The organism is Allomesorhizobium camelthorni, assembly GCF_011045125.1.
Taxonomy (GTDB): Bacteria; Pseudomonadota; Alphaproteobacteria; order Rhizobiales; family Rhizobiaceae; genus Allomesorhizobium; species Allomesorhizobium camelthorni.
On sequence record NZ_JAAKZF010000020.1, the window covers coordinates 1 to 26,029 of the forward strand.

General features: G+C 64.2%; 22 protein-coding genes and 1 pseudogene. 11 read left to right on the forward strand and 12 right to left on the reverse strand.

The window, feature by feature from the left end; translation table 11 throughout:
- Together G6N73_RS15695 and G6N73_RS15700 are read right to left on the reverse strand one after the other, a co-directional pair.
- Window positions 1–249, reverse strand: a pseudogene (locus G6N73_RS15695) (NADP-dependent malic enzyme); the annotation flags it as partial.
- Between the two features lie 65 nt (window positions 250–314).
- The gene (locus G6N73_RS15700) at window positions 315–1,094 is read right to left on the reverse strand and encodes an SDR family oxidoreductase (RefSeq protein WP_165029158.1); all 780 of its coding nucleotides are present in this window, start codon (window positions 1,092–1,094) and stop codon (window positions 315–317) included.
- 124 nt (window positions 1,095–1,218) lie between these two features.
- Between G6N73_RS15700 and G6N73_RS15705 the strand changes: the two genes are divergently transcribed.
- Complete coding sequence (locus G6N73_RS15705; protein WP_165029160.1) at window positions 1,219–2,040, forward strand: UDP-2,3-diacylglucosamine diphosphatase; 822 nt, start codon at window positions 1,219–1,221, stop codon at window positions 2,038–2,040.
- A gap of 123 nt (window positions 2,041–2,163) precedes the next feature.
- Window positions 2,164–3,378: an MFS transporter gene (locus G6N73_RS15710; RefSeq protein WP_165029162.1), complete on the forward strand. Its 1,215-nt coding sequence runs from the start codon at window positions 2,164–2,166 to the stop codon at window positions 3,376–3,378.
- Here G6N73_RS15710 and dgcA read toward each other — a convergent pair.
- Entirely contained in the window at window positions 3,349–4,329 is a 981-nt protein-coding gene (dgcA, locus tag G6N73_RS15715) for an N-acetyl-D-Glu racemase DgcA (RefSeq protein WP_165029164.1), read from the reverse strand. The genes G6N73_RS15710 and dgcA overlap by 30 nt on opposite strands.
- A gap of 77 nt (window positions 4,330–4,406) precedes the next feature.
- Here dgcA and G6N73_RS15720 point away from each other — a divergent pair, with 77 nt between their 5' ends.
- From G6N73_RS15720 to G6N73_RS15735, 4 genes are all read left to right on the forward strand, one after another.
- On the forward strand, window positions 4,407–5,588 hold the full coding sequence (locus tag G6N73_RS15720; protein WP_165029166.1) for an ABC transporter permease: 1,182 nt from the start codon (window positions 4,407–4,409) through the stop codon (window positions 5,586–5,588).
- 7 nt (window positions 5,589–5,595) lie between these two features.
- Complete coding sequence (locus G6N73_RS15725) at window positions 5,596–6,417, forward strand: ABC transporter ATP-binding protein (protein WP_165029168.1); 822 nt, start codon at window positions 5,596–5,598, stop codon at window positions 6,415–6,417.
- A gap of 15 nt (window positions 6,418–6,432) precedes the next feature.
- On the forward strand, window positions 6,433–7,806 hold the full coding sequence (locus tag G6N73_RS15730; RefSeq protein ID WP_165029170.1) for an MlaD family protein: 1,374 nt from the start codon (window positions 6,433–6,435) through the stop codon (window positions 7,804–7,806).
- Window positions 7,807–7,930: 124 nt separating this feature from the next.
- On the forward strand, window positions 7,931–8,527 hold the full coding sequence (locus tag G6N73_RS15735) for an ABC-type transport auxiliary lipoprotein family protein (RefSeq protein ID WP_165029172.1): 597 nt from the start codon (window positions 7,931–7,933) through the stop codon (window positions 8,525–8,527).
- Window positions 8,528–8,600: 73 nt separating this feature from the next.
- On the opposite strand, the gene G6N73_RS15740 is transcribed toward G6N73_RS15735, so the two are convergent.
- Window positions 8,601–14,648, reverse strand: coding sequence for an apolipoprotein A-IV repeat region-like domain-containing protein (locus G6N73_RS15740; protein WP_165029174.1), 6,048 nt, complete (start codon window positions 14,646–14,648; stop codon window positions 8,601–8,603).
- Between the two features lie 289 nt (window positions 14,649–14,937).
- On the opposite strand from G6N73_RS15740, the gene G6N73_RS15745 reads away from it, so the two are divergent.
- The 3 genes from G6N73_RS15745 (at window position 14,938) to G6N73_RS15755 (ending at window position 16,825) form a co-directional block, all read left to right on the forward strand.
- The gene (locus tag G6N73_RS15745; protein WP_165029175.1) at window positions 14,938–15,312 is read left to right on the forward strand and encodes an Hpt domain-containing protein; all 375 of its coding nucleotides are present in this window, start codon (window positions 14,938–14,940) and stop codon (window positions 15,310–15,312) included.
- 115 nt (window positions 15,313–15,427) lie between these two features.
- Entirely contained in the window at window positions 15,428–15,748 is a 321-nt protein-coding gene (locus G6N73_RS15750) for a 2Fe-2S iron-sulfur cluster-binding protein (protein ID WP_008838000.1), read from the forward strand.
- Window positions 15,749–15,799: 51 nt separating this feature from the next.
- Window positions 15,800–16,825: an NAD(P)/FAD-dependent oxidoreductase gene (locus tag G6N73_RS15755; RefSeq protein WP_165029177.1), complete on the forward strand. Its 1,026-nt coding sequence runs from the start codon at window positions 15,800–15,802 to the stop codon at window positions 16,823–16,825.
- A 20-nt stretch (window positions 16,826–16,845) separates the two neighbouring features.
- Here G6N73_RS15755 and G6N73_RS15760 read toward each other — a convergent pair whose 3' ends face one another.
- On the reverse strand, window positions 16,846–17,466 hold the full coding sequence (locus G6N73_RS15760; RefSeq protein WP_165029179.1) for a DUF922 domain-containing Zn-dependent protease: 621 nt from the start codon (window positions 17,464–17,466) through the stop codon (window positions 16,846–16,848).
- Between the two features lie 106 nt (window positions 17,467–17,572).
- Between G6N73_RS15760 and folK the strand changes: the two genes are divergently transcribed.
- Window positions 17,573–18,088: a 2-amino-4-hydroxy-6-hydroxymethyldihydropteridine diphosphokinase gene (gene folK / locus G6N73_RS15765; protein WP_165029181.1), complete on the forward strand. Its 516-nt coding sequence runs from the start codon at window positions 17,573–17,575 to the stop codon at window positions 18,086–18,088.
- Here folK and G6N73_RS15770 read toward each other — a convergent pair.
- The 6 genes from G6N73_RS15770 to G6N73_RS15795 form a co-directional block, all read right to left on the reverse strand.
- On the reverse strand, window positions 18,085–18,633 hold the full coding sequence (locus G6N73_RS15770; protein WP_165029183.1) for a DUF924 family protein: 549 nt from the start codon (window positions 18,631–18,633) through the stop codon (window positions 18,085–18,087). The genes folK and G6N73_RS15770 overlap by 4 nt on opposite strands.
- A gap of 8 nt (window positions 18,634–18,641) precedes the next feature.
- Window positions 18,642–20,471: a monovalent cation:proton antiporter-2 (CPA2) family protein gene (locus G6N73_RS15775; protein WP_165029185.1), complete on the reverse strand. Its 1,830-nt coding sequence runs from the start codon at window positions 20,469–20,471 to the stop codon at window positions 18,642–18,644.
- A gap of 173 nt (window positions 20,472–20,644) precedes the next feature.
- A complete protein-coding gene (locus G6N73_RS15780) occupies window positions 20,645–21,202 on the reverse strand; it encodes a hypothetical protein (protein ID WP_165029187.1) in 558 nt (185 codons plus the stop codon).
- 111 nt (window positions 21,203–21,313) lie between these two features.
- Entirely contained in the window at window positions 21,314–22,390 is a 1,077-nt protein-coding gene (locus tag G6N73_RS15785; RefSeq protein WP_165029189.1) for a YcjF family protein, read from the reverse strand.
- A complete protein-coding gene (locus tag G6N73_RS15790) occupies window positions 22,387–23,850 on the reverse strand; it encodes a YcjX family GTP-binding protein (protein WP_165029191.1) in 1,464 nt (487 codons plus the stop codon). The genes G6N73_RS15785 and G6N73_RS15790 overlap by 4 nt, the downstream gene beginning before the upstream one ends.
- Before the next feature lie 73 nt (window positions 23,851–23,923).
- Entirely contained in the window at window positions 23,924–24,478 is a 555-nt protein-coding gene (locus G6N73_RS15795; RefSeq protein ID WP_165029193.1) for a SixA phosphatase family protein, read from the reverse strand.
- Between the two features lie 187 nt (window positions 24,479–24,665).
- On the opposite strand from G6N73_RS15795, the gene dksA reads away from it, so the two are divergent.
- Window positions 24,666–25,082: an RNA polymerase-binding protein DksA gene (dksA, locus tag G6N73_RS15800; protein ID WP_008838010.1), complete on the forward strand. Its 417-nt coding sequence runs from the start codon at window positions 24,666–24,668 to the stop codon at window positions 25,080–25,082.
- 86 nt (window positions 25,083–25,168) lie between these two features.
- Here dksA and G6N73_RS15805 read toward each other — a convergent pair whose 3' ends face one another.
- Window positions 25,169–25,930 carry a flagellar biosynthetic protein FliO gene (locus tag G6N73_RS15805; protein WP_165029195.1) on the reverse strand — a complete coding sequence of 254 codons (762 nt, stop codon included), beginning with the start codon at window positions 25,928–25,930 and terminating at the stop codon, window positions 25,169–25,171.
- Window positions 25,931–26,029: the final 99 nt, after the last annotated feature.

The window sequence follows — 26,029 nt, forward strand, 5'->3', positions numbered from 1 at the left end:
GGCAGAGCCGTTGGAGATTACCGCCACAAGATTGGCGCGCGCCGTGTAGTCGGCGGCGGTCGCCGGATCGTCTCTTATCGCGAGGCAGGGGGCGGCGACGCCCGGCGAATAGGCCAGCGCCAGGTCGCGCTGGTTTCCCAGCGGCTTCGTCGCCTGGATCTCCAATTTGCCGGGAGTCGGGTGTTTGTGGAAATAAAGTGCGGCGTCTTCAAGGTCCGAACGGGCCATATCGTTGTTATCGCTATTCATTTTTCGTGCCGCCATTTTCGCCCGGGCCGTTTCTATCCCCGCCGAGGCGGAAAAGTTCAATGAAATCAGAATGCGCTGACATAAAGCCCGCCGTCGACCGGAATGTTCTGTCCGGTCAGGTAGCCGGCATGGACGGAGCACAGAAACGCGCAGATCTGGCCGAATTCCTCCGGCGTTCCCAAACGCTTGGCTGGAATGCTGGCCGAGGCTTTGGCCTTACGGGCGGCGGCCGCCGCCGGCTCCTCCGGTGTGCCGATTTCGTGCGCAGGACGCAATCTGTCCGTGTCAAGTTTGCCAGGCAACATGTTGTTTATCGTGACGTTTTTGTCCGCCACCGTTCGCGCCACGCCGGCCAGGAACGAGGTCAGGCCGGCCCGCGCGCCCGACGAAAGGTCAAGCCCGGGGATCGGCACATAGACCGACAGCGAGGTGATATTCACGATGCGGCCGAAGCCGCGCGCGGCCATACCGTCGAGCACTGCCTGGATAAGTTCGATCGGCGCGATCATGTTGTTGGTCACGCCCTTGACGATCGCCTCGCGGTCGAGTTCGCGAAAATCGCGGAAGGGCGGGCCGCCATTGTTGTTGACCAGTATGTCCGGCTCCGGGCAGGTGGCGAGCAGAGCCTTCTGGATCGCAGGATCGGCAACATCGCCAACGATTTCAGTAACTTGCACGCCGAAACGCTCGCGAATCTCCGTGGCCGTTTTCGCCAAAGTCGCGGCATCGCGGCCGTTAACCACGAGATCGCAGCCCGCTTCGGCCAGCGCCATGGCGCAACCCTTGCCGAGGCCGCGGCTCGATGCGCAGACGATGGCCTTTTTTCCTCGAATGCCGAGATCCATAGACGATTCCTTCGTTGGGCTGTTTGGCGGCCAACCTATCGCGTGGGCCGGGCCGATCGCAACCGTCATACGCCTGTTGCATGAATCGCGGCATAGGCGGGCCGAGATAAACGGTCAGAATCCGATGTCCGGCGAAAAACCCCGCAGCTTCCGCACGCTTTTCATTTCCGACGTCCATCTCGGTTCGAAAGCGGCCAAGGCCGAGTTCCTAATAGACTTTCTCCGCTGGCACGAAGCCGAGACCATCTATCTGGTCGGCGATATCGTCGACGGCTGGCGGCTCCGGCGCTCCTGGCACTGGCCGCAACTCCACAATGACGTCGTCCAGAAGCTGCTGCGCCAGGCGCGCAAGGGTGTGCAGATCACTTATATCGCCGGAAATCACGACGAATTCCTGCGCATGTTCCAGGGCGTGCATTTCGGCGGCATCGTCGTTGCCGACCGCGCCATCCACGAAAGCGCCGACGGCAAGCGGTACCTCATCATCCATGGCGACCAGTTCGACACTGTGGTGCACAATGTGCGCTGGCTCGCCTATCTCGGCGACAAGGCCTATGACGCCGCGATCATGGTCAACCGGGTCGTCGCCCGCTTCAGGCGGCTGTTCGGCATGCCTTACTGGTCGTTCTCGTCCTGGGCCAAGGTCAAGGTCAAGAAGGCGGTCAATTTCATCGGCGCGTTCCAGGAGGTGCTGACCGAGGAGGCGCGCCGCTCGGAGGTCGATGGCGTCATCTGCGGCCACATCCACCACGCGGTCATCGAACAGTTTGATGACATCCGATATATCAACACTGGCGACTGGGTGGAAAGCTGCACGGCGGTTGTCGAGCATTTCGACGGCAGGATGGAAATCCTGCACTGGCCGCAGATGCGCGCCGCGGTCCGCGCCGGCGATGCGGGTTTCGTGCCGGTCGTCATCGACAGCGAGACCGTCAAGGCAGCCTGATCCGCCATCGACGGGTTCAATTGATTGGTCCAGGCGGTTCTCCGGCATGGATGGCCATGCTAAGGCGCGCATGATGCGGCGGGGCCCCTTCGTCTAAGTCGCGCCCGCCGGACTTTCCCGCTTATGTCTCTTCCGCCGCTTTCCCCCGAGCAACAGATCAAGCCGCGCCGCTTCGAACTGCGCATCAGCCTGATCTTCGCAGCGCTGTTCATTCCGCTCGGCGTGCATCTGCCGTATTTCCCGCTCTGGCTTGAAGCAAAAGGGTTCGACGCCGCACAGATCGCCATCATCCTGTCGGCGCCGATGTTCTCGCGCGTCGTCACCACGCCCTTCATCACGGCATTGGCGGACGAGGCCAAGGATCGCGCCAACGTTCTGATCGCGCTGGCCGCGGCCGCGCTCGTACTTTCGGCCGGCTATTTCCTCGAGCCGACCTATGTCGTCGTGCTCGGCGTGTCGCTGGCGCTGACCGTGGTGTGGACGCCGCATTCACCGCTTGCCGATTCGCTGGCGCTCTCCGGGGTCCGGCGCTTCCGCTCCAACTATGCCAATATGCGCATCTGGGGATCAGTTGCCTTTCTCTGCGCCAATCTCGGCGGCGGTGTCGTTCTGGCAATGACCAGCGCCGACGCTGTTCCGGCGATGATCTCGATCGGCCTTTGCGGGACACTGCTGGCGGCGCTCTTTGCGCCTCGGCTGGGCCGGCCGCGGCGCGCCTCGCCATTGTCGGCGGCCGACCTGCAGGATTCGGCGCCCAAGCTGCTCAACCGCTATTTCCTGCTGTTCGTGGCTGGAGCCGGCGTCATCAACGCCAGCCACGGCTTTCTCTTCACCTTCGTGTCGATCTACTGGAAGTCGAGCGGCCTTGGCGACACCCTCATCGGGTTGCTGTGGGCCTGGGCGGTGGTCGCCGAGGTCTGCATGTTCCTGGTCTTCACCCGCGTTTTCGGAAAGGTTTCCGCTCCGGCGCTGCTCGTCGCGGCGGGCCTTGCCGCGACCGTTCGCTGGCTTCTCTATCCGCTGATCTGGCCGCTCGGCCTCGGCGTCGCCGGTTTTTTCGCGATCCAGACGCTGCATGCGGTTTCCACCGGGCTCATCCTGCTCGGCGTCCAGAAGCTGATCGCCGAAACGGTCGCGGAGGAACGCACGGGCGCCGCGCAAGGCATCGCCTTCTTCGCCAACGGCTTTTCCATGGCCGCGGCCACCTTGCTGTCGGGGCCGCTCTATGCCGCCTTCGGTGTCGGCGGCTTCTTCGTCATGGCCGTCTTCGCGGTTGCGGGAATCGGGCTGATTGCGCTTGCGGCTCACTCAGCCCCAGAGCGCCGGCTCGGGCGGTGAAACGATCGAGCCTTGATAGACCAGCCCCGGCGAGCGGTCGCGTGCCAGAAGCAGCGGCCCGTCGAGATCAACGAAATCCGCGTCCTGCGCCAGAAGCACGGCCGGCGCCATGGCCAGCGACGTACCGACCATGCAGCCGACCATGATGGACAGGCCGAGTTCGCGGGCCTTGTTGCGCAGCAGGATGGCGGCGGTCAGGCCGCCCGCCTTGTCGAGCTTGATATTCACCGCATCATAGAGGCCCCTCAGCTTTTCGAGATCGGCGGCCTCGTGGACGCTCTCGTCCGCGCAGATCGGCACAGCATGGTCGATACGGCGCAGGATCTCGTCCTGGCCGGCGGGCAGCGGCTGCTCGATCAGCGCGATGCCAAGCTCGGCGGCAGCGGCTAGATTCGCCTCGATATTGTCGTCGGTCCAGCCTTCATTAGCGTCGAGGATGATCTTGCTGTTGGGGGCGGCGGCCACCACGGCGCGGATGCGCTCTATGTCGTTCTCGCCGCCGATCTTCACCTTGAGCAGCGGCCGCGCCGCATTGGCCGCAGCCTGCGCGGCCATGGCCTCCGGCGTGCCGAGCGACAGCGTATATGCAGTAGTGATCGCGCGCGGCGCGGCGCAGACGCCGGTATGTGCAGGCTTGCCCGACATCTTCGCTTCGAGATCCCACAACGCGCAATCGAGTGCGTTGCGAGCGGCGCCAGCCGGCATCGCCCGGAGCAATCCGCCGCGGTCCATCCTGTTGGCGAGATCGCCGCGGACGACCTCGATAGCCGCGATCACGCTCTCCATGGTCTCGCCGTACCGACGGTAGGGCACGCATTCGCCGCGCCCCGAAAAATGGCCCTCGCTGATCATGCAGCAGATTACTTCCGCCTCCGTCTTCGATCCGCGCGAGATGGTAAACGTGCCGGCGATCGGGAAACGCTGCGACTCGACTAAAAGGTCACGCTGCATATATTTCTGCTCCGGTTTCGGGGCTAAGTATCTGACGCGAAATGACAGAACCCGCTCGTCGGGCTAATACAGGGCGCATGTTGACCAACGCCACCAGGGAATCAAGCGGCGCGCCAGCCGACAATTCCCGTCCCCGCATCGCGGAGACGGAGCAAGACGGTGTGCTCCACTACGCGCTGTCTGGCGCATGGACGACCCGCACCGTGGCCCTCGTCGACGCGGAAATGCGCAAGATCGAGCGGAAAACGCGAGGCCGCGCCATGGTTCTCGACCTCTCCAAGGTCGAGAAGCTGGATACCGCCGGTGCGTGGCTGATCGATCGGCTGATGACCTCGCTCGCCCAAAACGGCGTCGAGACCAGCATTCGCGGCCAGAGCGAGGCCGGTTCCGTGCTGCTCGATGCGGTGAGCGACGCTTCGCACAGGGAGCACGACGTAACACAGCCCAAACCGCCGAACATCATCATTCGCCTGCTGGAACTGCTCGGCCGCGCCGTCTATGCCGGCCGCGACGATTTTCTGGCGTCGATGGGTATTCTCGGCGCCACCATTCGCGGCGGGCAGATGAAGCTCGGGCGCGGACACAGCATCAATCCCGCAGCCATTTTCAATCAGATCGACCGGATGGGCGTCGGGGCCATTCCGGTTGTGGTGCTGATGTCGGCTATCGTCGGCGCGATCGTCGCGCAGCAGGGCGCGCTGCAATTGCGCTATTTCGGCGCGGACATCTTCGTCGTCGACCTAGTCGGTATCCTGGTGCTGCGTGAACTCGGCGTGCTGATGACCGCGATCATGATCGCCGGCCGCTCCGGCAGCGCCATCACTGCCGAGATCGGCTCGATGAAGATGCGCGAGGAAGTCGATGCGCTGACGGTCATCGGCCTCAACCCTGTCGGCGTCCTGGTGTTTCCGCGCCTTGTTGCGTTGGTGATAGCTTTGCCCTGCCTTACGGTCGCAGCCAATTTCGCGGCGTTGGGCGGCGCTATCCTGGTTTCCTGGTTCTATTCCGATATTGCGCCGGCCGCCTTCATCGACCGCCTGCGCAGCGCCATCGATGTCAGCACCATCGCCGTCGGACTGATAAAGGCGCCGTTCATGGCAATGGTCATTGGCGTCCTGGCTGCCGTCGAGGGCCTGCAGGTCGGCGGCAGCGCGGAGTCGCTCGGCCGGCACGTCACCGCTTCGGTGGTCAAGTCGATCTTCGTTGTCGTCATTCTGGACGGCATGTTCGCCATATTCTTCGCTGCGATCGATTTTTAGGGTGGCCATGAGCGACCAGGCCGAACTTGCCGCTGAACCGAACGCCCGCGCCGCCGGCGAGAGCGAAATCGTGCTCTCGGTGCGCGACATAACCGTAGGATTCGACGACAAGATCGTTCTCGACAAACTCTCGCTCGACATCAGGCGCGGCGAAATACTTGGGTTCGTCGGAGCCTCGGGTTCGGGTAAGTCGGTGCTGCTGCGGGCCATTCTTGGCCTCACCAGGAAGCGCTCGGGCACGATCCGTCTGTTCGGCGTCAATGTGGACAAGGCGAGCGAATCCGAACGCATGAGGCTCGACATGCGGCTCGGGGTCCTGTTCCAGCATGGCGCGCTGTTTTCAGCGCTCACCGTGCAGGAGAACGTGCAGGTTCCGATGCGGGAATATCTCGACCTGCCCAAGAAGCTGATGGACGAATTGGCTCTCCTCAAGATCGAGCTTGTCGGCCTGCCGCGCGACGCGGCCATCAAATTCCCGTCGGAGCTTTCGGGCGGCATGATCAAGCGCGCCGCGCTGGCGCGGGCGCTGGCGCTTGATCCCGACATCGTTTTCCTCGACGAACCGACCTCCGGCCTCGATCCGATCGGCGCCGCCGAGTTCGACGAACTGGTCGCAAAGCTGCGCGACACGATGGGGCTGACCGTCTACATGGTCACCCACGATCTCGACAGCCTGTTCTCGGTGTGCGACCGCGTCGCGGTTCTGGGCAACAAGAAGGTGCTGGTCCAGGGGACCATTGAAGATATGCTGGCCAGCGAAGAACCGTGGGTGAAATCCTACTTTCGCGGCAAGCGGGCGCGGCAACTCGATCTTGCCGCCAGGGAATAGAAATCAGAACCGCCGATGGAAACCAAAGCAAATTACGTCATTGTCGGAATTTTCACGCTCGCGGCCATCGTGGCGGCGTTCGCCTTCGTCTATTGGACCGCGGCGATCGGCGACCGGGGTGAAACGGCCGAGCTGCGTGTGCGCATTCCGGGCTCTGCGTCCGGACTGGGCAGCGGCAGCGCCGTGCTGTTCAACGGCGTCAAGGTGGGCGATGTCCGGCGTGTCTACATCGACGTGCTCAATCCCAGCGTCGCTATCGCCGACACCGAGATCGACCGGCTGACGCCGATCACCAGATCGACCCGGGCCGTTATCGGCATTGCCGGCCTGACCGGGCAGGCCAATATCGAGATGAGGGGCGCCGATCTGCAGGAACCGAACCTGCTCGACGAGGCGGAGGCGAACGGCACGGTGGCGGAGATCACGGCCGACCCGTCCGCGGTCACCAACCTTCTCCAGACCGCCCAGGACATTTTCAAGCGCGCCGACACCGTGCTCTCCGAACTCGAAGGCTTTGCCCAAGATGTCCGGGGGCCGTTGACGAAGACGGTCGAGAACACTCGCACATTCTCGGACGCGCTGGCGCGTAATGCCGACGGCGTCGACAAGTTCCTGGAAAGCGTCTCCAAGCTTTCCGAGGAGCTGGCGGGCGTCTCCGGCAAGCTCGACGGCACGCTGCGGGCTGCCGAGGATCTCCTGAATTCCGTGGACCGGCAAAAGGTCACCCAGATCGTCGCCAATGTCGAAACCTTCACCAAGAATCTGAGCGAAACCAGCACGCAGTTCGACGCCGTCGTGAAGCGGGTGGACAAGGCGGTCGGCACGATCGACCAATTCGCCGAGCGAGGCAGCGATGCGTTGGCCAAGGCCGACGGCATCCTCGAAGCGGTCGACCCGGCGAAGGTCCGCACCTCTCTGTCCAACATCGAGGTCGCGAGCCGCGACGCCAGGACGGCTGCCGCCGACGTCGCCAAGGTCACCGACAAATTCGGCAGGCGGGCCGACGACATCGACCGGATGATCAGCGACGCCAGGCAACTGACCGGACGTCTGAACGATGCTTCGGTGCGGGTCGACGGCATTCTGGTGAAGGTCGACAAGCTTCTTGGTTCGGGCGAGGCGGAGGGCCTGATGGTCGATGCGAGCGAGACGCTGAAGGCGTTCCGCCAGGTCGCCGAAACGCTGAATTCCAGGCTGGGCACGATCACCGACGGGCTTGCTCGTTTCTCCGGCCAGGGCCTGCGCGACGTCGAGGCGCTGGTGCAGGACGGCCGCCGTTCGATCACCAGGATCGAGCAGGCGATCACCGATCTCGAACGCAATCCGCAGCGTATCATCACGGGCGGCGAGGGGACTGTGCGCCAGTATGACGGAAGGGCGCGGCGTTGACTTCGCAGACGGCGCGCAGCAAGAAAGAATCGGTTATCCGGGGGTTGCGACAGATTTAAGCTTGGCCCCGAAAAGTTGCAGACTTTTCGGGGGTGGTTAAACAGTGTGACGGGCAGGGTAGAGGGTGAAGCCAAATCAGTTTATTGCCGGGGTGGCGGCGGCTTTCCTGCTGTCGGGCTGCGCGCTCTTGCCGGGGGGCGCGCCGCCCTCCCTCGACACATTCGAACTGTCGGCGCCGCAATTGCAGTCGAAGGCCAGGCGCAGCCGCATCCAGATTCTCGTGGCCGAACCCTCCGCCCTGAAGGCGCTTGACGGCCAGAATATCGTCATCAAGCCGTCTCCCGCCACCATCCAGTTCCTCAGGGGCGCGCAATGGGCCGACCGCCTGCCGCGCATCGTGCAGGCGCGGCTCGCCGAGACCTTCCAGCGTTCTGGCGGCTTTGGCGGCGTCGGCAAGCCGGGCGAGGGGCTAGCAATCGACTATCAGATTCTTGCCGAGATCCGCGCCTTCGACGTGCGCGTCGACGGCGGTGGCCGCGCCAATGTCGAGATCTTCGTGAAATTGCTGAACGACCGCAACGGCACGGTTCGCGCCTCCCGCAGTTTCGTGGCGAACGCCCCGGTTTCGGGCAGCGGCAACGAGGCCTATGTCGCCGCGCTCGACCAGGCCTTCGGCTCGGTGGCGGCCGAAATCCTGGAATGGGCCGATACGCAAATCTGACCGGGTGGTTGGGTAATCCAAACGAAAAAGGGCGGGAATTTCCCGCCCTTTTTGTTTCTGCTTAAGCGAGCCGCTACCGCAGCCGGCCGCCGGCATGGGCAAGCATGGTGTAGACCTTGCCGGTATCCGAGGTAAGGTAGGTCTGCGCGATGACATTGTCGCGGTCGTTGCGCGAGACGTCTTTCAGGAGCTTCTCGAAATCGTCGCAATAGCGGTCGACCGCTGCGCGGAATTCACTCTCCGTCTGGTATTTGCGGCGGATCTCGTCAAAGGTCTGCTGGCCTTTCAGCGTGTAGAGGCGGCGCGTGAACACGTCGCGTTCGCCGCGCCGGTAACGGTCCCACAACTCGATCGACGCCTCGTGGTCGATCGCACGCGCGATGTCTACCGACAGCGAGTTCAGCGATTCCACGACATGGGCGGGCGAACGCGGATTGGTGGCGCCGCGCGGGGCGGTCTCTACCACGGCCGTCTGCGCGTCCTCACGCGAGGCTCCGCTGAGCAGGTCGCGCACCCAGCCGCCGGGCTGCGTCGCACGGCCGTTTTCGCGCGGCCTCTGCACGTCCGCCGGGCGCTCCGGCGCCTGTGCCGGGGCGGCGCGACGCGGTGGTTCGGGGGCACGCGGCGCAGGTGCCTGCGGCGCGGGCCGTTGCGCCGGGCGGGGTTCTGAAACGTCGACCGTGCGGCCGGATTTCGCAACGATATCCGAAAGTTCCTTCAGCGCGTTGATCTGTTCCGTCACGGCGCGGCGGATGGCCGTCGTCGACTGCTTGGCTTCTTCGGGCATGTCGAGTACGCCGCGCTTCAGCTCTGCGCGGGTGGACTCCAGGTCCTGCCTGATCGAGCCGGCGGTGCGCCGCATGTCCTCGGTCGCTTCGGCGAAGCGCTTCGTGGCCGATTCCACCACTTCAGAGATGGCAGAGCGGATCTTGTCGGTCGAGGCGAGGGTGCGGTCCTCGGCCTTTTCCAGCGCCTTGCCGACCAAATCCTCGAAGGACTGCATGATGCGCTCCAGGTCTTCCGACTTCTTGACCAGGCCGACGGCCAGATCTTCGAGCGAGGACTGCCTCTCCAGCGTATGCTCGAGATTGCTCTGAGCCGAGCTCAACAGCTCCGACGCGCCGGACAGAAGACGGCTGTGCTCGTCGAACTTGGTGGCGATGGAGGCAACTTCCTTCAGCGTGTTGGAAGACAGCTCGGTGAGGCGCGACGTGTTGGAATCGACCAGCCTTGCGGAGCTTGCAAAGGTCATCGCGGCCTTTTCCGTGGTCGCTGCGAAGCTCTGCGTGCTGCCGGTCAGGCGTTCGTCGACAGCCGACAGGTTGCCTGCCGCCGCGTCGATCAGCGCGCCGAGCTGTGCACTCGAATCGGTGAGCTTTCCGATCAGGCTGTTCACACCTTCGGCAAGCGTCGAGCGTGCGCCCTCGACCGCCGACAGCGTTTCTGCGGTGCGGCTGGCGAGCGCATTGACCAACGACGCGTTCTCGGCGCGCAGGCGTTCGGCAGCCTGCTCCGTCGCCTGCTCGAGGCTTTTCTGCAGCTCGCCGCCGCCTTCCGCCAGGCGCTCGGCGAGCGGCCGGCCGGCTTCGTCGAGAATGCGGGTGATCTCGGCCGACCGCTCCGCCAGCATCGAGTTCAGCTCGCGCGTGTTGGCGCCGATGGTGCGAGCCGCCTCGTTCGTGCTCTGGCCGATATGCTGGCCGACGGCGGTGAACGTTTCGGCGATCACATTGGCGCGCGACACGAGCTGCGTTTCCGCCTGGCTGATCTGCTCGCTGAGCTTCTGGCCCATGGCCTCGGCGCTGTAGGCGAGGCGGTTTTCGACATCGGCGATATGCGTGCCGACCTTTGCGGCAGCCGCTTCGGCGCTGGACGAAAGCCTGATCTCGGCATCCGCCACATGCTGGCCGACGCGTGCTGCGGCTGCCTCCGCGCCCTGCGCTAGCTTCTCGTCGGCGCCGGCGAGCGCTTCCTCGATGGCGCGGGCACGGGCGTCCAGCTCCTTCGAGGTCTGCAGCGCGCGCGCAATGACGCGCTGTTCTGTGTTGGCGAACGCGTCGGCGATGCCGGCGGCATGCTGGCCGATGGTGGCCGAGCTGTCGCTGATCCGGGCGGCAAGCTGCTGGTCGGCGTCGGTGAAGACGCGGCCGATCTCGATGGCCCTGCCGGCAAGCGTGTCGGCGGTTTCTCCGACACGGGCGATAAGACGCTGGTCGGCATCCTCGAATGTGCGGACGATCTCGATCGCACGCGACCCGATGGCTTCGGAGCCTTCGGAGATACGCGCGGCGAGCTTCTGGTCGGCTTGATCGAACACACCCCCGAGTTCAGCCGCGCGGGAACCGAGCGCTTCCGCCCCCTCGGCAATCCGGGCGGCAAGCTTCTCGTCGACCGACTGGAATATGCTGCCGAGTTCGGTTGCGCGAGCAGCAAGCGCTTCGGCGGATTCGCCGATGCGCGCCCCGAGCCGCTGGTCTGCGTCGTCGAAGTTGCGCAGAATGTCTCCGGCGCGGGCGGCAAGCGTAGATGCCGTTTCCACTGCGCGTGCCACCAGCCGCTGATCCGCCTGTTCGAACGTCCGGGCAATGTCCTCGGCGCGGGCGGACAGGCTCTCGGCCGTCTCGCCGGTGCGGGCGGTGAGGCGCCGGTCGGCTTCCTCGAACACCTGGCTGATGTCGTTGGCGCGTGCCAGAAGTGCCGCGGAAGTCTGCTCGGCGCGTTCGGCGATTTGCCGGTCGGCGTCCGTGAAGGCCTTGCCGGCCTCTTCGTGCAGCGCCGCAGTGACTTCGAGAACCTTTTCCCGCAGCGCGCCAGCGACGACGACGGCGCTCTTTTCGAGAACCAGGCGCACATTGTCGACGCCATTCGAAAGCGCACGCTCCATTGTGCCGGTACGTTCCTCGATGATGCCGGTCTGGCGCTGGAACGCTTCCTCGATCTTCTCGATGTCGGCTGCGAGCGCGTCGGAGATGACGTTGCTCTTGCCGGCGATGGTTTCGATATGGCCCGAAATGGCCTGATCGATCTCCTGCCGTGCAGAGGTGAGCCTTTCAAGATCCTCTTCAAGCGCACGCGCCAGGGCGTCGCGGCCTTCGGCCAGCTTGCCGACATGCGCCGCCACGACCTCGTCGATGCCGGCGCGGCTCTGCGCGACCTTTTGCAGGTCGGCTTCGAGCGCCCGCGACAGGATGTTGCGGCCTTCGGCGAGCTTTTCCACCTGTCCGGCGACCAGCCCGTCGATGCCGGCGCGGCTTTCGGCCAGCTTGTTCAGGTCGGCTTGGAGCGCACGCCGCAGGATGTCGCGGCCCTCGGCGAGCTTCTCCACCTGCCCGGCGACTAGCCCGTCTATGCCGGCGCGGCTCTCGGCCAGCTTGTTCAGATCATCCTCCAGGCGGCGCGAAAGCATCTCGCGGCCCTCGACGAACCTCTGGGCATGGCCGGCCAGCAATTCGTCGATGCTGGAGAGATCCTCCTCGAGCGCCCGCTTGAGCGTTTCGCGGCCCTGCGCGAGCTTGTCCGCCTGGCCGGCAACAAGTCCGTCGATGCTTGCGAAGTCGTCTTCGAGCGCCCGCGACAGCACGCTGCGATCCTGCGCGATCTTCTCCATCTGCGCCTTGACCAGGCCGTCGATGCTGGCGAGGTCGGCTTCGAGCGCCTGTGAAAGAATATTGCGCCCCTCGGCCAGCTTGCCGATGTGGCCGGCGACGATCTCGTCGATGCCTGCACGGGTCTCGGCGACCTTCTGCAAGTCCGCTTCCAGTGCTTGCGTCAGCAGGTTGCGGCCTTCCGTGATCTTCTCGACCTGGCCGGCGACCATGCCCTCGACCCTTGCAATGTCGTCTTCGAGTGCCTGCGAAAGGATTTGCCTGCCTTCGGCTATCCTTTCGACCTGGCTGGCGACGAGGCCGTCGATGTTGGACCGGACTTCCGAAAGCCTGCTGAGATCGGCTTCGAGCGCGCGGCGCAGGATATCGCGCCCCTCGGCGAGCTTTTCGACCTGGCCGGCGACCAGTCCGTCGATGCCAGAGCGGCTTTCCTGCAGCTTGCTGAGATCGGATTCCAGTGCGCGCGACAGGATGCTGCGGCCTTCGACCAGCTTGCCGATATGGCTGGTGACCATTTCGTCAATGCCGGCGCGGGTTTGCGCCAGTTTCTGCGAATCTTCCGTGAGCGCGCGGGCGAGGCTATTGCGGCCTTCCGCCAGCCTTTCCAGTTGGCTTCCGAGTTCGGCGTCGATCGTGGCGCGCTGTTCGTTGATCTTGCGCAGATCCTCCTCCAGCGCCCGCGAGATCATCTCACGGCCTTCGGCAAGCTTGTGCACCTGCGCGCCTACAGCCTGGTCGATGTCGGCGCGGCTCTCGACGAATTTCGCCAGATCGGCATGGATCGCGTCCGCCATGCGGTCGCGGCTCTCGGCGAGCCGGCGTGAATTCTCCTCGACGGCCTGTTCGATGCCGGCACGGGCTTCGCCCAGCCGCTCGATGTCGGCGTCGAAGGCGCGAGATACTACGTTGCCCGCCTGTTCCAGCCGTCCTGCGAAATCACTGGCGCGCGCTTCGAGCATGGAGGAGGTCGAGGTGACGATGTTGGTCATCTCGGCGCCGATCCGCTCGCGGCCCTGTTCGATCAGTTCGGAAAGCGTCTGCTTGCCGTCGCTGAAAGTGGTGGCGATGTCGCGGGCCCGCTCGACCAGCGTGTCGTTTATCTGGCGGGCGCGGGCCTCGAGCGCCGCGTTGAGCTTCTGCGTGCCGAGGTCGAGCGCTTCGGCCCGTGTGTTGAACTCGCTGATCAGTCCCTGGCCGCGTTCGGCAAGGGTGCGCTCGATTCCCTGCAGGCTGGCCTCAAGGTCGGCATTCAGGGATTTCGCCGCCCCGCCGAGCAGCGAGACCATTCCGGAAGTGCGCTCGTCCAGGAGATCACTCAGCGAGCGCGTCACATCGTCGGAAGTCTGCGTCAGCTTGGCGATGCGCGTGTCGAGCAGGCTGGCGAAAGCCTCGCCCGATGTCGAGATGCGATCGCTGATCGTATGCAGGCGGCTGTCTAGCGAATCGAAGATCGACATGCCGCTCTCATTGATGCGGTCGATCAGCGTGTCGCCGGAATTGGCGATCGTCATCGTCAGTTGCGTCGAAGCGCCGAGAATGCTGTCGCGTATGGAATCGCTCGCCGAGCCGAGCTGGTCCTTCAGCGTCTCATGCGCACCGGCGATCGAGGCGCGGACCCGCTCCGCATGGGTAACGACGGCTTCGCGCTCGCTGCCAAGCCCGTCGACGAGCGAGCGGATCCGAGCTTCGTTCTCCGTATAGGAGCGTTCGATCTGGTTGACTTCGGTGTGGACAAGCGTCTCCAGCTCGACGGCGCGCGCAAGCGTGCGCTCGATGCCTTCGCCCATCGCCGCGACTTCGCGGCGGACGGCCTGTCCGACCGTCATGACGCGGTCTTGCGCCATGTTCTCGGGTTCAGCCAGGCGGAAGGCGACTTCGGTCATGGATTGCGCGGCCAGCCGCATGTCCTGGGCGCGCCGGATCATCACCGCGAAACCCCAGAACAGGATGACGGGAACGATCGTGGCGACAGCCAGCAGGACGGCGTTCGGCGTCGCGACGAGCTGCTCGACCGAACGGATATCCAGAAGGTTCGGCGTCAACATACGCCCAAACAGCACGCCGCCGGCAATCCACAGCAACGACAGGACCGCCACCACCCAATAGATGGCGTTGGACGAACGGCGGTTCATCCCTTGCAGGAGGCTGCGGTAGTCCTTCTGGCGGTCGTCATTGGCAGGCGCAAAACCGTTCGGCTGGTCGTTGGCTGGACGAAACCAGGTCGAAGCGGGGACATCTTCATTTGCCGGCGCTGGAGCCGATGTCGATGCTGCGCTTGCCGGCGCTGGAGTCGATGTTGACGGCGCGCTGCTGGCTGCTGCCTGGGTGTTGCTTTCGGCGCGGCCTTCGCGCGCAAGCTCGTCGGCTGCCTGCGAAATCTGCGCTTCCAGATCCTCCATCGAGGCCGCGATATCGAGATCGTCGGCCCCCGCGCTCAAGTCGAAATCGAGCGCCTCCTCGAGTTCCCTGGCGACGTCGCTGTCAAAGTTCTTGGTTGTGGTAGGTTTTTTCGCCATGCCGCCATTACCCTGTACTAATGTCGCGGAAACGCCGGATTCCCGGCTCTTTTTTGCCCGCAAGCGAGGCTTATTATGGATATCCCGTACCGTACTGGCACAGTCCGGTAAAGGAAACTTGAATCGGCCCCGATGCGTAAAAGTTTAAACATAGGGTTAACGAAGCCACGATTCTGGCGGCTTTGCGGCGGAATTGCGGGCTTCCCACATTAACGCGTTATCCACAATGATCGGAATAGGCTGAGCCGGTCAGATCCGACGCGCGAACATGAATTTCAGGAATCCAGAAATGGCACTGCCCGATGCCGACGCCATGGCATTTTCGATGCCCGGCGGCGAAAGCTGCGGCCAGGCGCGGTCGCGCCCGGTCGATCTGGTTCACCTTGCCCGGCAGACGATGGGCGACCGGGCGCTGGAGCAGCAGGTGCTGGCCCTGTTCGTCCAGCAGGCGACGCTGGTCCGCGACCAGATCGTCGCCGCCAGTACTGGCGAGCGGCTTCGTCTCGCCCATGGCCTTATCGGCTCGGCGCGCGGGGTCGGTGCGTTTGCCATCGCCGATTGCGCCGTCGAGATCGAGCGCAACCCGGATGACCGGCAGGTGCTCAAACGCTTGGCTCGCCTGATCGACGAGATGCGCGATTTCATCGCCGCCATCGGCCGCTAACTCCGCATAACCCAAGGCTGGACAAGGACTGCGCCACGGCGTGGGGCGTTTGCGCCGCAGTTGACTTGGCCGGTGGAGTGATTATCTCGGCTGATGATACCTCCCAGGACCCGTGATGACCAAGCTTTCCTTCGTCGCCTTTGACGGCACCCGTTTCGATGTCGATGCCGAAAACGGCTCCACCGTCATGGAAAACGCGATCCGCAACGCGGTTCCCGGCATTGAGGCCGAATGCGGCGGCGCCTGCGCCTGCGCGACGTGCCACGTCTATGTCGACGAGGAATGGACCGGAGTGGTCGGCGAACCGGAGGCCATGGAAGAAGACATGCTCGATTTCGCCTACGAGGTTCAGCCCAATTCGCGGCTTTCCTGCCAGATCAAGGTGCGCGACGAACTGGACGGACTTGTGGTTCGCGTTCCGGAGCGGCAAGGCTAGGCGGCCGGCGTCGCCCGGCGGATCGAAATCGCATTCATCGAGGGCAGGCGCATGACCACCACGATCCAGACCGACGTGCTGATCATCGGGGCAGGGCCGATCGGGCTGTTTGCCGTGTTCGAGCTCGGCCTCTTCGACATGAAATGCCATCTGGTCGATATTCTCGACCGCCCCGGCGGGCAATGCGCCGAACTCTATCCCGAAAAGCCGATCTACGACATTCCGGCTTTGCCCTTCGTTACGGCGCAGGGTCTGGTCGACCGGCTGATGGAGCAGATCGCGCCCTTCAAGCCGACTTTCAGCTTCAATCGCATGGTTTCCAGCCTGGAGAAGCTGGAGGACGGCGGCTTTCGCGCCACTACCGATGAGAACGAGGTGATCGAAGCCAAGGTTGTGGTGATCGCCGCCGGCGGCGGCTCGTTCCAGCCCAAGCGTCCCCCCATTCCGGGCATCGAGGCTTTTGAGGGCACGAGCGTCTTTTATTCAGTGCGGCGCATGGAAGAGTTTCGCGGCCACGACCTTGTCATCGTCGGCGGCGGCGACTCCGCGCTCGACTGGACCCTCAACCTGCAGCCGGTAGCAAAGAGCGTGACGCTGGTTCACCGCCGGCCGGAATTCCGCGCCGCGCCTGACAGCGTCAACAAGATGTACGCCCTGCAGGAGATGAAGCAGCTTGAGTTTCAGGTCGGTCAAGTCACCGGCCTGACCGGCTCGGACGGCCAGCTTACGTCGGCAACCGTCAAGGGTCCGGATGGCGACGTGGAGGTTGCCTGCACGCGCATGCTGCCGTTCTTCGGCCTGACCATGAAGCTCGGCCCGATCGCCGACTGGGGCCTCAATCTCCACGAGAACCTGATCCCTGTCGACACCGAGAAATTCGAGACCTCGGCGCCGGGGATCTTCGCCATCGGCGACATCAACTGGTACCCGGGAAAGCTGAAGCTCATCCTGTCCGGCTTCCACGAGGCGGCGCTGATGGCGCAGGCCGCCAAGCGCATCGTCAGTCCCGGCGAACGCATCGTGTTCCAGTACACGACGTCATCGACCAGCTTGCAGAAGAAGCTCGGCGTGATCTGAAGGCAGGGCTCGCTGAAGGGCTAACCGGGCAGGCGGCCGTCCCCGATCCGTTCGAGGCGGTATCTCAACAGCCTGAGGATGCGGCTCTCGAAGTTCATGCCTTCGACGCGGTCGAACTCGACCTGCGCCCTGTCGTGCTTCTCCAGCAATTTCGTCGTTATCGCCTTGGCTTTCGCCGCCAAGACCTGGCAATTCTTCTCTCGGTAAAGGCCTTTCAGCGCCTCTTCCATCTCGCGGGCATGGTTCTTGGCGATGATGACATGGCTTTCTTCGTGCCGCTTGATGTCCGACGAAAGCGTGTCCCAGATCAGCCGCACATCCTGCTCGGCCTTTTTGCTGCGCCGCCATCTGGGCAGGATCATCCTGGCTTTGACCGTCACGTTCGCCTTTATGATCTGGCAGGAGCCGTTCTTGTCTTCGGCATAGCCGAGGCGCGTCGTGAACTCCATCCGGGTGGCGCCGGGATGGCGTTTGCCGGAATTCTTCAGCTGCGGCCCGCGCTTCAACAATTGCGATTCGATCTCGTCGAGCGTGCTGCCGCCGATCGAGAAATAGCTGTAGCTCTTGGACAGGCTGGCGCCTTGCGCCGGGGGCATGGCGCAAAGAAGGAGCGACAGGATGAGAAGCGATTTCTTGTTCATGTTGCCTCACGCCACACCTTGCTTTACGGGCGTGCTCTGCGCAACGGAAAATCGACGGCCCGCAATTGGCCGTCGGCCGTTGCGGCGCATTATATCGAGGTGATGATTGTCCGGCCACAATAGAGAGCGCGTCTATCTCAGCCTGGGCGGAAACCTCGGCGATCCGGCCCGGTCCATGGGCGCGGCGCTGCGGATCCTCGACGCCGACCCGCTGACCGAGATCGTTGCGGTGTCGTCGCTCTACCGCACGCCGCCTTGGGGCAAGACCGACCAGCCCGATTTCCTCAACGCCGCCGCCGAGATCGAAACGGGCCTGGCGCCGCGTGAGCTTCTGGACCTGTGTCTCGAGGCCGAGCGCAAGTTGAAGCGCGTGCGCCAGGAGCGCTGGGGGCCGCGCTTGGTCGATATCGACATTCTGGTATTCGGCGACCGGCGCATCCATGAAGCGGGGCTCGACATACCCCATCCGCGGATGCTCCAACGCGCCTTCGTGCTCGTGCCGCTGGCCGAGATCGCCCCCGATTACACGGTCGGCGGGGTCAGCCTGGCCGAGCACCTCGGCAATATCGATCGCGCCGGCATCGAAAAGCTGCCTTCCGGCGGCGATTGGTGGAAGACCTAACCGGCAAACCCGCCGCCATCGAGAAATGCCTGCTCCTCGGGCGTGGTTTGCCGTCCCAGCATCGGGTTTCGATGCGGAAAGCGGCCGAAACGCTCAATGATCGCGTGGTGATCCAGCGCATATTTCAGATACTCCGCGGCGCGTGCCTTGGTTATCTCGACGGAGAATTCCTGGTCTTCGATGTGTTCCGAGTGTTCGAACGGCAAATAAAAGAAGACCCGCATCTCCTCATCGAATTTCATGTCGAACCCCGCATCGATGGCCTTTTTCGCGAAGTAGCGGGCCAGCGGATCGGTGGCATACATATGCCCCGTGCCGCGGAAACAGTTGCGTGGCAACTGGTCGAGCAGAATCATCAGCGCAAGCGCGCCTTCGGCACTGTCGGCCCAGTGGTCGCATTGGCGGCGCGCTGCGGCCATGTGCCGGTCCAGGAAGCGGCCGCGGAACTCCGCGTCGAACGCCTCGTCCTTGAAGAACCAGCGGTCAGGGCCCGCATCGCGCCAAAACGCTACGATCTCGGCCGGGCCGGCTTCACTGTCCTTCATGGGTCACCTCATTCCGCCGTCGCCGGTTTGCCAAGCACGATCGCGGCCTCTTCGTTGAGCGCCTGGCCCGGCCGCTTGGGCTGCGTCAGCGGCGTCGGTACCGGCATGTTGCCTTTCATCAGGCCGCGGCCCGCCTTGATGCCGCCGGCAACCTGCAATTCCAGCCGCTCGGCGTCGCGGCGGCGCACATCCGCTATCACCTCGGCCGCCTCTTCCTCCTCCGCGCCGAGGTGCCGGAGCGTGCTTTCGCCGAACAAGAGCGCCGATTCGAAGGTCTCGCGCATCTGGTAATCGACGCCGGCGCTGATCAGCGCGATGGCATTGCCCCGGTCATAGGCACGCGCCAGCACCGGCACCAGGGGAAACTCCGCCTTCATCTGTTCGGCGATCCTGACAGCAACCTCGGCCTTGTCGACACAGATCAGCACCGCGCGGGCCCGGCCGGCCCCGGCCGCGCGCAAGATGTCGAGCCTGGTGCCGTCGCCATAATAGACCTTGAAGCCGAAATCGGCGGCGGCCTGGATCATCTCCACGTCATTGTCGATGATCGACACGTCGATGCCGCGCAAAAGCAGCGGCTGACTGGCGATCTGGCCGAACCGGCCGAACCCGATGACCAGCACGCTCCCCGTCAGCCCGTCGGCGATGTCGACGCCTTCCAGCGTCTGCTCGTCCGCCGGCGTGATCCGGCGCAGCACGACGATGGCCAGCGGCGTCAGCACCATCGAGATGATGATGATGGCGGTCAGCATGGCATTGGCTTCGCCGTCGATGATGCCGACCGCCAGCGCCGACGAGTAGAGCACGAAGGCGAATTCGCCGCCCTGCGCCATCACCACCGCGCGTTCGAGCGCTTCGCGATGGCTCGAATTCAGAAACCGCGCCACGAGGTAGATGCCGAGCCCCTTCATGACCATGTAGGCCACGACATAGACGGCGACCGTCTGCCAGTTGGCCCAGACTACCGTCAAATCGAGCGACATGCCGACCGCAAGAAAGAACAGCCCCAAAAGGACGCCGCGAAACGGCTCGATATCGGCCTCGAGCTGATGGCGGAAGGTCGACTCCGAAAGCAGCACGCCGGCGAGGAAAGCGCCCATCGCCATCGACAGGCCGCCGAGTTCCATGGCCAGCGCCGAACCGAGCACGACGAGCAGGGCCGCTGCGGTCATGACCTCGCGGGCGCGCGATTCGGCCAGTATGCGAAACAGCGGGTTGAGCAAATAGCGCCCCGCCAGCACCAGTCCGGCGATCGACGCCAGCCCGATGCCGACGTCGATCAGGCGCTCGGCCCAGCTCATATCGGCCCCGCCGGGCGCCAGGAATGCCACCAGCGCCAGCAGCGGAACAATGGCGAGATCCTCGAGCAACAGGATCGAGATCATGCGCTGGCCTTTGGGCGTGGCGATATCGCCGCGCTCTTCCAGCAACTGCATGACGATCGCAGTCGATGTCAGCACGAAGCCCGCGGCCGCGACGAAGGAAACCGCGACGGGAAAGCCGGTGGCCAGCCCGATGCATGTCAACAGCAGCGCGCAAACGCCCACCTGGAGCATGCCGAGCCCGAAAATCTCGCGGCGCATGCCCCAAAGCCGTGAAGGTTCCATTTCGAGGCCGATGATGAAGAGGAACATCACCACGCCCAGTTCCGCGACGTGCAATATTGCTTCGGGATCGGAGAAAAGGCCGAGCCCGAACGGCCCGATGACCAGCCCGGCCGCCAGGTAGCCGAGGATCGAGCCCAGTCCAAGACGCTTAAAGATCGGGACTGCGACGACGCCCGCCGCAAGCAATGCCACAACGTGGACGAGATCGCTGCCTGCCGCCTCTGCCGCCATGCCTGGTTCCTTGTCGAATGCCCGGTTCCATTCGCCTTTATCGCAGGCGAGCGGGAATGTCTTCGACAGGATATGGATTCGGGATTGGACGTGACAGCGTTAAATGCGCTTGCGCGACCCGCCCGCAGGTTCCGCAAGTTTTCGGCAATTGCCGCCGGCGCTTTGAGACCAGCCTATTCGGCGGCGATGGAGCCCACCGCGGTCGCGTCGACGCGCTTCAAGCTCATGCCTATCACCGGCACCAGTTCCTTTTCGACGCGGACCGAGACGGTGACGTTCATGGTGTTGTTGTTGGAAACGCGGGCCTGCATCACGCCCTTGAGCTGATTGCGGTTGATAGCGAGCACGACCTTGCCGCCGTCGACGACATTGCCCGAAACGATGTCGAGACCCTTGCCCTCAGCGCCGTCCAGGAAGGTGCCTTTGTAGCCCTTCGCGCCGCCCTTATGTTCGATGGTGGCGGACATCTTCTGGGTGAAGACGCCGACCCTGCACGAGCCATCGAGCGTCATGCCGAGTTTCGTGGCGGGCGTGGAGCCATTGAAGGTGCAGTTGAATTTGGTGCCCTTGTATTTGCCGGCGACGATTTCACCGGGTCCGCTCCAGTCGCCTTCGACACTTTGAAAGAATTTGCGGTCGCGCTCTGCTCCTTGGGCGGAGCCTGCGAGGCCGGCTGTCACGGCGGAGGCGGCAATAACGGGCAGGATGGCGGACAGGATTACGCGTTTCATCAAGGGACACCCTGCGACAGGAACTGGAAAATCGGTGGCTCCGAACATGAACAAGATTGGTTAATGCTTCGTCACTTGGCCTGCTTTCCGCCCCGGCATTTCTTCACCGCGTCAGCTCTCCGGCGGCGGAGTGCCTGCCTGCTTTTTGGACGCGAATGAGGTCAATGCCGAGAGGAAATCGCCGATGCCGGGCCGCTTCACGGCAGTGAAGGGCAGGGGCCTCGCGGCCCCCATGGCCGCGATGCCGATGCGGGCCGTCATCATGCCGTTGACCACGCCTTCGCCAAGCTTTGCCGAAAGGCGGGCGGCCAGCCCCTGGCCGACGATCTGGTGAACGAAATCGTCGCCGGCGGCTATCGCCCCGGTTACCGCCAGATGCGCAAGCACGCTGCGCGCCAGCCGGAAGAAACCGAGCGTTCCCGGCCTGCCGCCGTAAAGCTCGGACAGCCGCCGGATCAGCCTGCCGGATTCGAACACGACATAGGCGATGTCGACCAGCGCGCGCGGGCTGACCGCGGTGACCAGCGAGACACGCTTGGCCGCGTCGAGGATCATGATCTTCGCACGCGCATCGAGCGGAGCCAGTATTTCCGTTTCGGCGAGGCGCACCAGATTCGCGCCATCGATGATCTCGCCGCGCAATTCGGCAAGCGCCCTGCGTCCGGCCGCCGTGTCGGGCTTGGCGGCGACCAGCGCCGACAGATCGTCGACCACCGCGCGGGCAGCCTTGGCATCGTCCCGTACAATCGCATCCAGCGCTCGAGCACGCAGCTTCTCCACCGACGCGAGCCGCGACAGGGCCAGCATTTCGCGGATCAGGATGATCAGCAGCGCGACTGCCGCGATCACCGCCATGCCGGCCGCCAGCCAGCCCAGCCATTCGGCGCGCTGGAAAAGCTCGCGTATGAGCTGATCCGTCCACAGGCCGACGGCGAGCGAGACCAGTATGCCAAAGGCCCCCAGGAAGATCGCAGCCAGCCGGGAACGCCGTTTCGGCGGAGAGGCGGGCGGCGGCACGCTTTCGGCGATATCCGGCTCGGCAAAGACGTCGATTTCGGCCGGCGTGACGATGGCCGTTTCCGGCCTGATCGCGCGCGGCTTGCGCGGTGCGTCCGTAGCCGGCCGCTCATCTCTGGTGGCAGGCTCCGGTTCGATGCGGAACGCAGCCGGTTTGCGGGGCGGCGTCATGCCAGATGATCTCCAATCAGGAACTGCAGCGCGCGGTCCAGCCTTATATGAGGCAGCGACAGGGTCACGCCCTCGGCCGTTCTTTCGAGTTTTGGCGGACGGAAGCGCACGATGCGTAACGCCTCTTCCTGCGTTTTTCCGTCGCTCTGTTCAAAAACCATGTCAACTTTTGCCGGCAAGTCGCCGGGAAAGATGGCGGTTTCGGTTTCGCCGTCAAATGTCTCGTCGCCGATCCGCTCGCCCTTGAGCGGCGTTCCGATGATCACAGGCAGCGTATCGCGTCCGTGCTTGACGCTGCCCTCGCAGGTGGCGCGGATGGCCGCCATGGCCAGCACATCGACCGTCGCGCCCGAAAAATTCGCGCGCTTCACGGCCCGGTCCGCGAGCCGCCGGACGATGGCCTGCAATCGGTCGTGGCTCTCGTGATGCAGATGGTCGGCCTTGGTCGCCGCCACCAGGATGCGGTCGATGCGCCGCGAGAACCAGTCGGTCAAGAAACTGCCGCGTCCCGGCCGGAAGCAGGCCAGGATCTCGGTCAGCGCGCGTTCCAGATCGGCCATCGCACCCGGTCCGGCATTCAGCGCCTGCATGGCGTCGATCAGCACGATCTGCCGGTCGAGCCGCGCTATGTGCTCGCGAAAGAACGGTTTGACGACATAGGTCTTGTAGGCCTCGTAGCGGCGCTCCATCATCGCGTGCAGCGAACCGCTCCGAGCGCGCTTGTCGCCAAGACCGGGGAGGGGTGCGAAGGTCAGCGCCGGCGAGCCGTCGAGATCGCCCGGCATCAGGAAGCGTCCCGGCGGCAGGGTCGACAGCGCCCTTTCGTCGAGCTTGCAGGTCCTGAGATAGGCGGTAAAGCTCTCGGCAAGGCCGCGCGCCAGCATCTCGTCGGCATCGGCCCCGGGATCGACGGTCGCCGACAGTCTGCGCCAGGCGTCGGAAAGCTCGGCGCGCACCGGCAACTCAGTCAGTTCAAACGCCTCACGCGAAAACTCGGCATAGCTCTTTCCCAGCAGCGGCAGATCGAGCAGCCATTCGCCGGGATAATCGACAATGTCGACCGACAGCCGGCCGCGCGAGAACATCCGGCCCCAGCCGGACGCCGATTCGTATTCGATCGTCAGCCGCAGTTCGGAGATGGCGCGCGTCGATTCCGGCCAGCCCCGCGCCTTCACCAGCGCATCTATATGATCCTCGTACTGGAAGCGTGGCACCGCGTCGTCTGGCTGCTCCTCAAGGAAGGCGCGGGCGATGCGGCCGGATTTCTGCGCCTCGAACAGCGGAAGCCGGCCGCCATGGACGAGATTGTGGACGAAGGCCGAGATGAACACCGTCTTGCCGGCGCGGGAAAGCCCAGTCACACCGACCCGGAGCGACGGTGCGAAAAGCCCGCTTGCCCGCCCTGAAAGCGTATCGAGCGCAATCCGCGCCTCGTCGGTGAAACTGGTCAGAGACGCCAAGCGAATTCCCCGGACTGCCGATCACCGCCATATAGGCCACGGGGCTGGCTTTTGAAATGGCGCGCGCGCTAGTTCAAAGGTCGGCGGGCGTCAGAAAATTTTCCAGATAGCCGCGGCCGGGCGCGGCGTCGGCGAGGCTGCCCTCGAAGCGGATGACCGCCACGCCCGATGTCGGAAAGCCGGAATTCAGCGTCGCACGCGCGTTGTCGTCACCGCTGCCGGAGACGGCCATGGCCAGATCCTCCATCATCGGATTGTGACCAATGACCAGCAACGAACCCGCTGCGCCATGGCCCTGAATGATCGAAAGGTAACCGGTGGCATCCTCGGAATAGAGCGCGTCCGAGAACAGGACACGGCCGGTGTCGGCGTTGCCGGCTATCCCCTCCAGCGTCTCGCGGGCCCGCGTGGCGTTAGAGCACAGGGTAAGATCGGGAACGTAGCCGCGGGCGCGCATGGCGACGCCCATGGCCTCCGCATCGGCAATGCCGGATGCGTCGAGCGGCCGGTCGAAATCGCGCATTCCGGGCGCGGCCCAGCCTGCCTTGGCATGTCTCAGGAGAAAAAGCCTGCTGGCCAAGACGCCTCCATTTTTTGCCGCAATTGGCCGCGGATCGGCGAATGCCATGCCGGTTTAGCGGCGCCCGCCCTTTCGCGCAACACGCCGGACGGCCATGCCGGCCGCGGTATGGAAGGGCGCGAAGCCGGACTTTAACTGCCACTAACAATTGCGTGACCTTCTTTACGAATGATCTTGTGCGGTTTCGGGTCGGCGAATATATAGGCCCGAAAAAAGGGGTACTGGGATGAGTCGAATGAACGCTCTCGCTGATGCCGATTACGTTCCCTCCGAAGACGAGCCGTTCATGAACGAACGGCAGAAATCCTATTTTCGCGCCAAGCTCGTCACCTGGAAGAACGATATTTTGCGCGAAGCGCGCGAAACGCTGGAAATCCTGCAGCAGGAAAACGCCAATCATCCGGACCTCGCCGACCGCGCCTCATCCGAGACAGACCGCGCCATCGAACTGCGCGCCCGCGACCGCCAGCGCAAGCTGATCGCCAAGATCGATTCGGCGCTGCAGCGGATCGACGAGGGAACCTACGGCTTTTGCGAGGAAACCGGCGAGCCGATCGCGCTCAAGCGGCTCGACGCCCGTCCGATCGCCACGCTCTCCATCGAGGCTCAGGAGCGCCACGAGCGGCGCGAAAAAGTCTATCGCGACGATTGAACGAGCGAATTAGCGAATAGTGAGTAGCGAATAGGGAAGTTCGCTTGCGATGGCCGGTTCTCCGGCCATTTTCATTTCCCTCTTCGCTACCTCTTGTGGCTCGAAAGCTCGCCCAGGAGCTTGGTCATCTCGTCGTCCAGCGATGGAACCGGCGGCCTTGCGGAGTTCGGGGCTGGCTTTTCGTCGAGCGAGACTTCGAGTTCCTTGAGAAGCGCGTCGTCCAGATCCTCTTGTTCCCTCACGGGCTTGAAGGACGATGGCTGCTGCGGTCGCGGAGCCGGCGTATAGCGATGCTCCTGCGGCAAGGGCGCGGCGGTTGCTGCCGGCGGCATTTTCGGCGGCTCCGGTTTTGAAACGGGCTGCGGCGTCGCCGCGGGTTCGGCTACACTCCGGCCGATCGGCTGCGCTGCGGGCCGTTCCGGCGCCCGTGGCGGGGGCGGGGTAATGGGCCGGGCGGGCGGCTGCTCGACAGGGCGCGGCCTCGGTAATTGCTGCGGCTGCGCGACCGCTTCCCGGCTGCTGTCGCCGGTCAGGGCAGGGCGGCGCTGCTGGGTAAGCCTGATGTCGCGCTCAACCACCACATCGGTCGGGCCGCCGATCAGGAGCAGGTGCTCGATGTCGTCGCGGCGCACCAGCACCAGCCGCCTGTGGCTGTCCACCGCGGTTGCATCCATCACCGCCAGGCGGGTCTTGCGGTTGCGGCCGCCGGCGACAAAGGTGCCGAAGGTGAGGCTGCGGACGAGCTTGATGATGACCAGCACGATGAGCAGGAGGAGGAGCGCCGCAAATGTCCAGAGGATCGCCTGGGTGTATCCGGGGCCTGCCAGCCCGTCCAACCATTGCTGCATCGTTTTCCCCGTGTCGTTCTACCGCCGCCCGAGCGACACTAGACCGTTGCAGCCGCCGTCTGCAAGGTTCGTTTCACGGTTCGTGACGCGCTGAAATAC

Bases quoted from the DNA above. Each gene is read 5' to 3' on its own strand.
- G6N73_RS15700 (WP_165029158.1), bottom strand. From the start codon at position 1,094: ATGGATCTCGGCATTCGAGGAAAAAAGGCCATCGTCTGCGCATCGAGC.
- G6N73_RS15705 (WP_165029160.1), top strand. From the start codon at position 1,219: ATGTCCGGCGAAAAACCCCGCAGCTTCCGCACGCTTTTCATTTCCGAC.
- G6N73_RS15710 (WP_165029162.1), top strand. From the start codon at position 2,164: ATGTCTCTTCCGCCGCTTTCCCCCGAGCAACAGATCAAGCCGCGCCGC.
- dgcA (WP_165029164.1), bottom strand. From the start codon at position 4,329: ATGCAGCGTGACCTTTTAGTCGAGTCGCAGCGTTTCCCGATCGCCGGC.
- G6N73_RS15720 (WP_165029166.1), top strand. From the start codon at position 4,407: ATGTTGACCAACGCCACCAGGGAATCAAGCGGCGCGCCAGCCGACAAT.
- G6N73_RS15725 (WP_165029168.1), top strand. From the start codon at position 5,596: ATGAGCGACCAGGCCGAACTTGCCGCTGAACCGAACGCCCGCGCCGCC.
- G6N73_RS15730 (WP_165029170.1), top strand. From the start codon at position 6,433: ATGGAAACCAAAGCAAATTACGTCATTGTCGGAATTTTCACGCTCGCG.
- G6N73_RS15740 (WP_165029174.1), bottom strand. From the start codon at position 14,648: ATGGCGAAAAAACCTACCACAACCAAGAACTTTGACAGCGACGTCGCC.
- G6N73_RS15745 (WP_165029175.1), top strand. From the start codon at position 14,938: ATGGCACTGCCCGATGCCGACGCCATGGCATTTTCGATGCCCGGCGGC.
- G6N73_RS15750 (WP_008838000.1), top strand. From the start codon at position 15,428: ATGACCAAGCTTTCCTTCGTCGCCTTTGACGGCACCCGTTTCGATGTC.
- G6N73_RS15755 (WP_165029177.1), top strand. From the start codon at position 15,800: ATGACCACCACGATCCAGACCGACGTGCTGATCATCGGGGCAGGGCCG.
- G6N73_RS15760 (WP_165029179.1), bottom strand. From the start codon at position 17,466: ATGAACAAGAAATCGCTTCTCATCCTGTCGCTCCTTCTTTGCGCCATG.
- G6N73_RS15770 (WP_165029183.1), bottom strand. From the start codon at position 18,633: ATGAAGGACAGTGAAGCCGGCCCGGCCGAGATCGTAGCGTTTTGGCGC.
- G6N73_RS15775 (WP_165029185.1), bottom strand. From the start codon at position 20,471: ATGGCGGCAGAGGCGGCAGGCAGCGATCTCGTCCACGTTGTGGCATTG.
- G6N73_RS15780 (WP_165029187.1), bottom strand. From the start codon at position 21,202: ATGAAACGCGTAATCCTGTCCGCCATCCTGCCCGTTATTGCCGCCTCC.
- G6N73_RS15785 (WP_165029189.1), bottom strand. From the start codon at position 22,390: ATGACGCCGCCCCGCAAACCGGCTGCGTTCCGCATCGAACCGGAGCCT.
- G6N73_RS15795 (WP_165029193.1), bottom strand. From the start codon at position 24,478: ATGGCATTCGCCGATCCGCGGCCAATTGCGGCAAAAAATGGAGGCGTC.
- dksA (WP_008838010.1), top strand. From the start codon at position 24,666: ATGAACGCTCTCGCTGATGCCGATTACGTTCCCTCCGAAGACGAGCCG.
- G6N73_RS15805 (WP_165029195.1), bottom strand. From the start codon at position 25,930: ATGCAGCAATGGTTGGACGGGCTGGCAGGCCCCGGATACACCCAGGCG.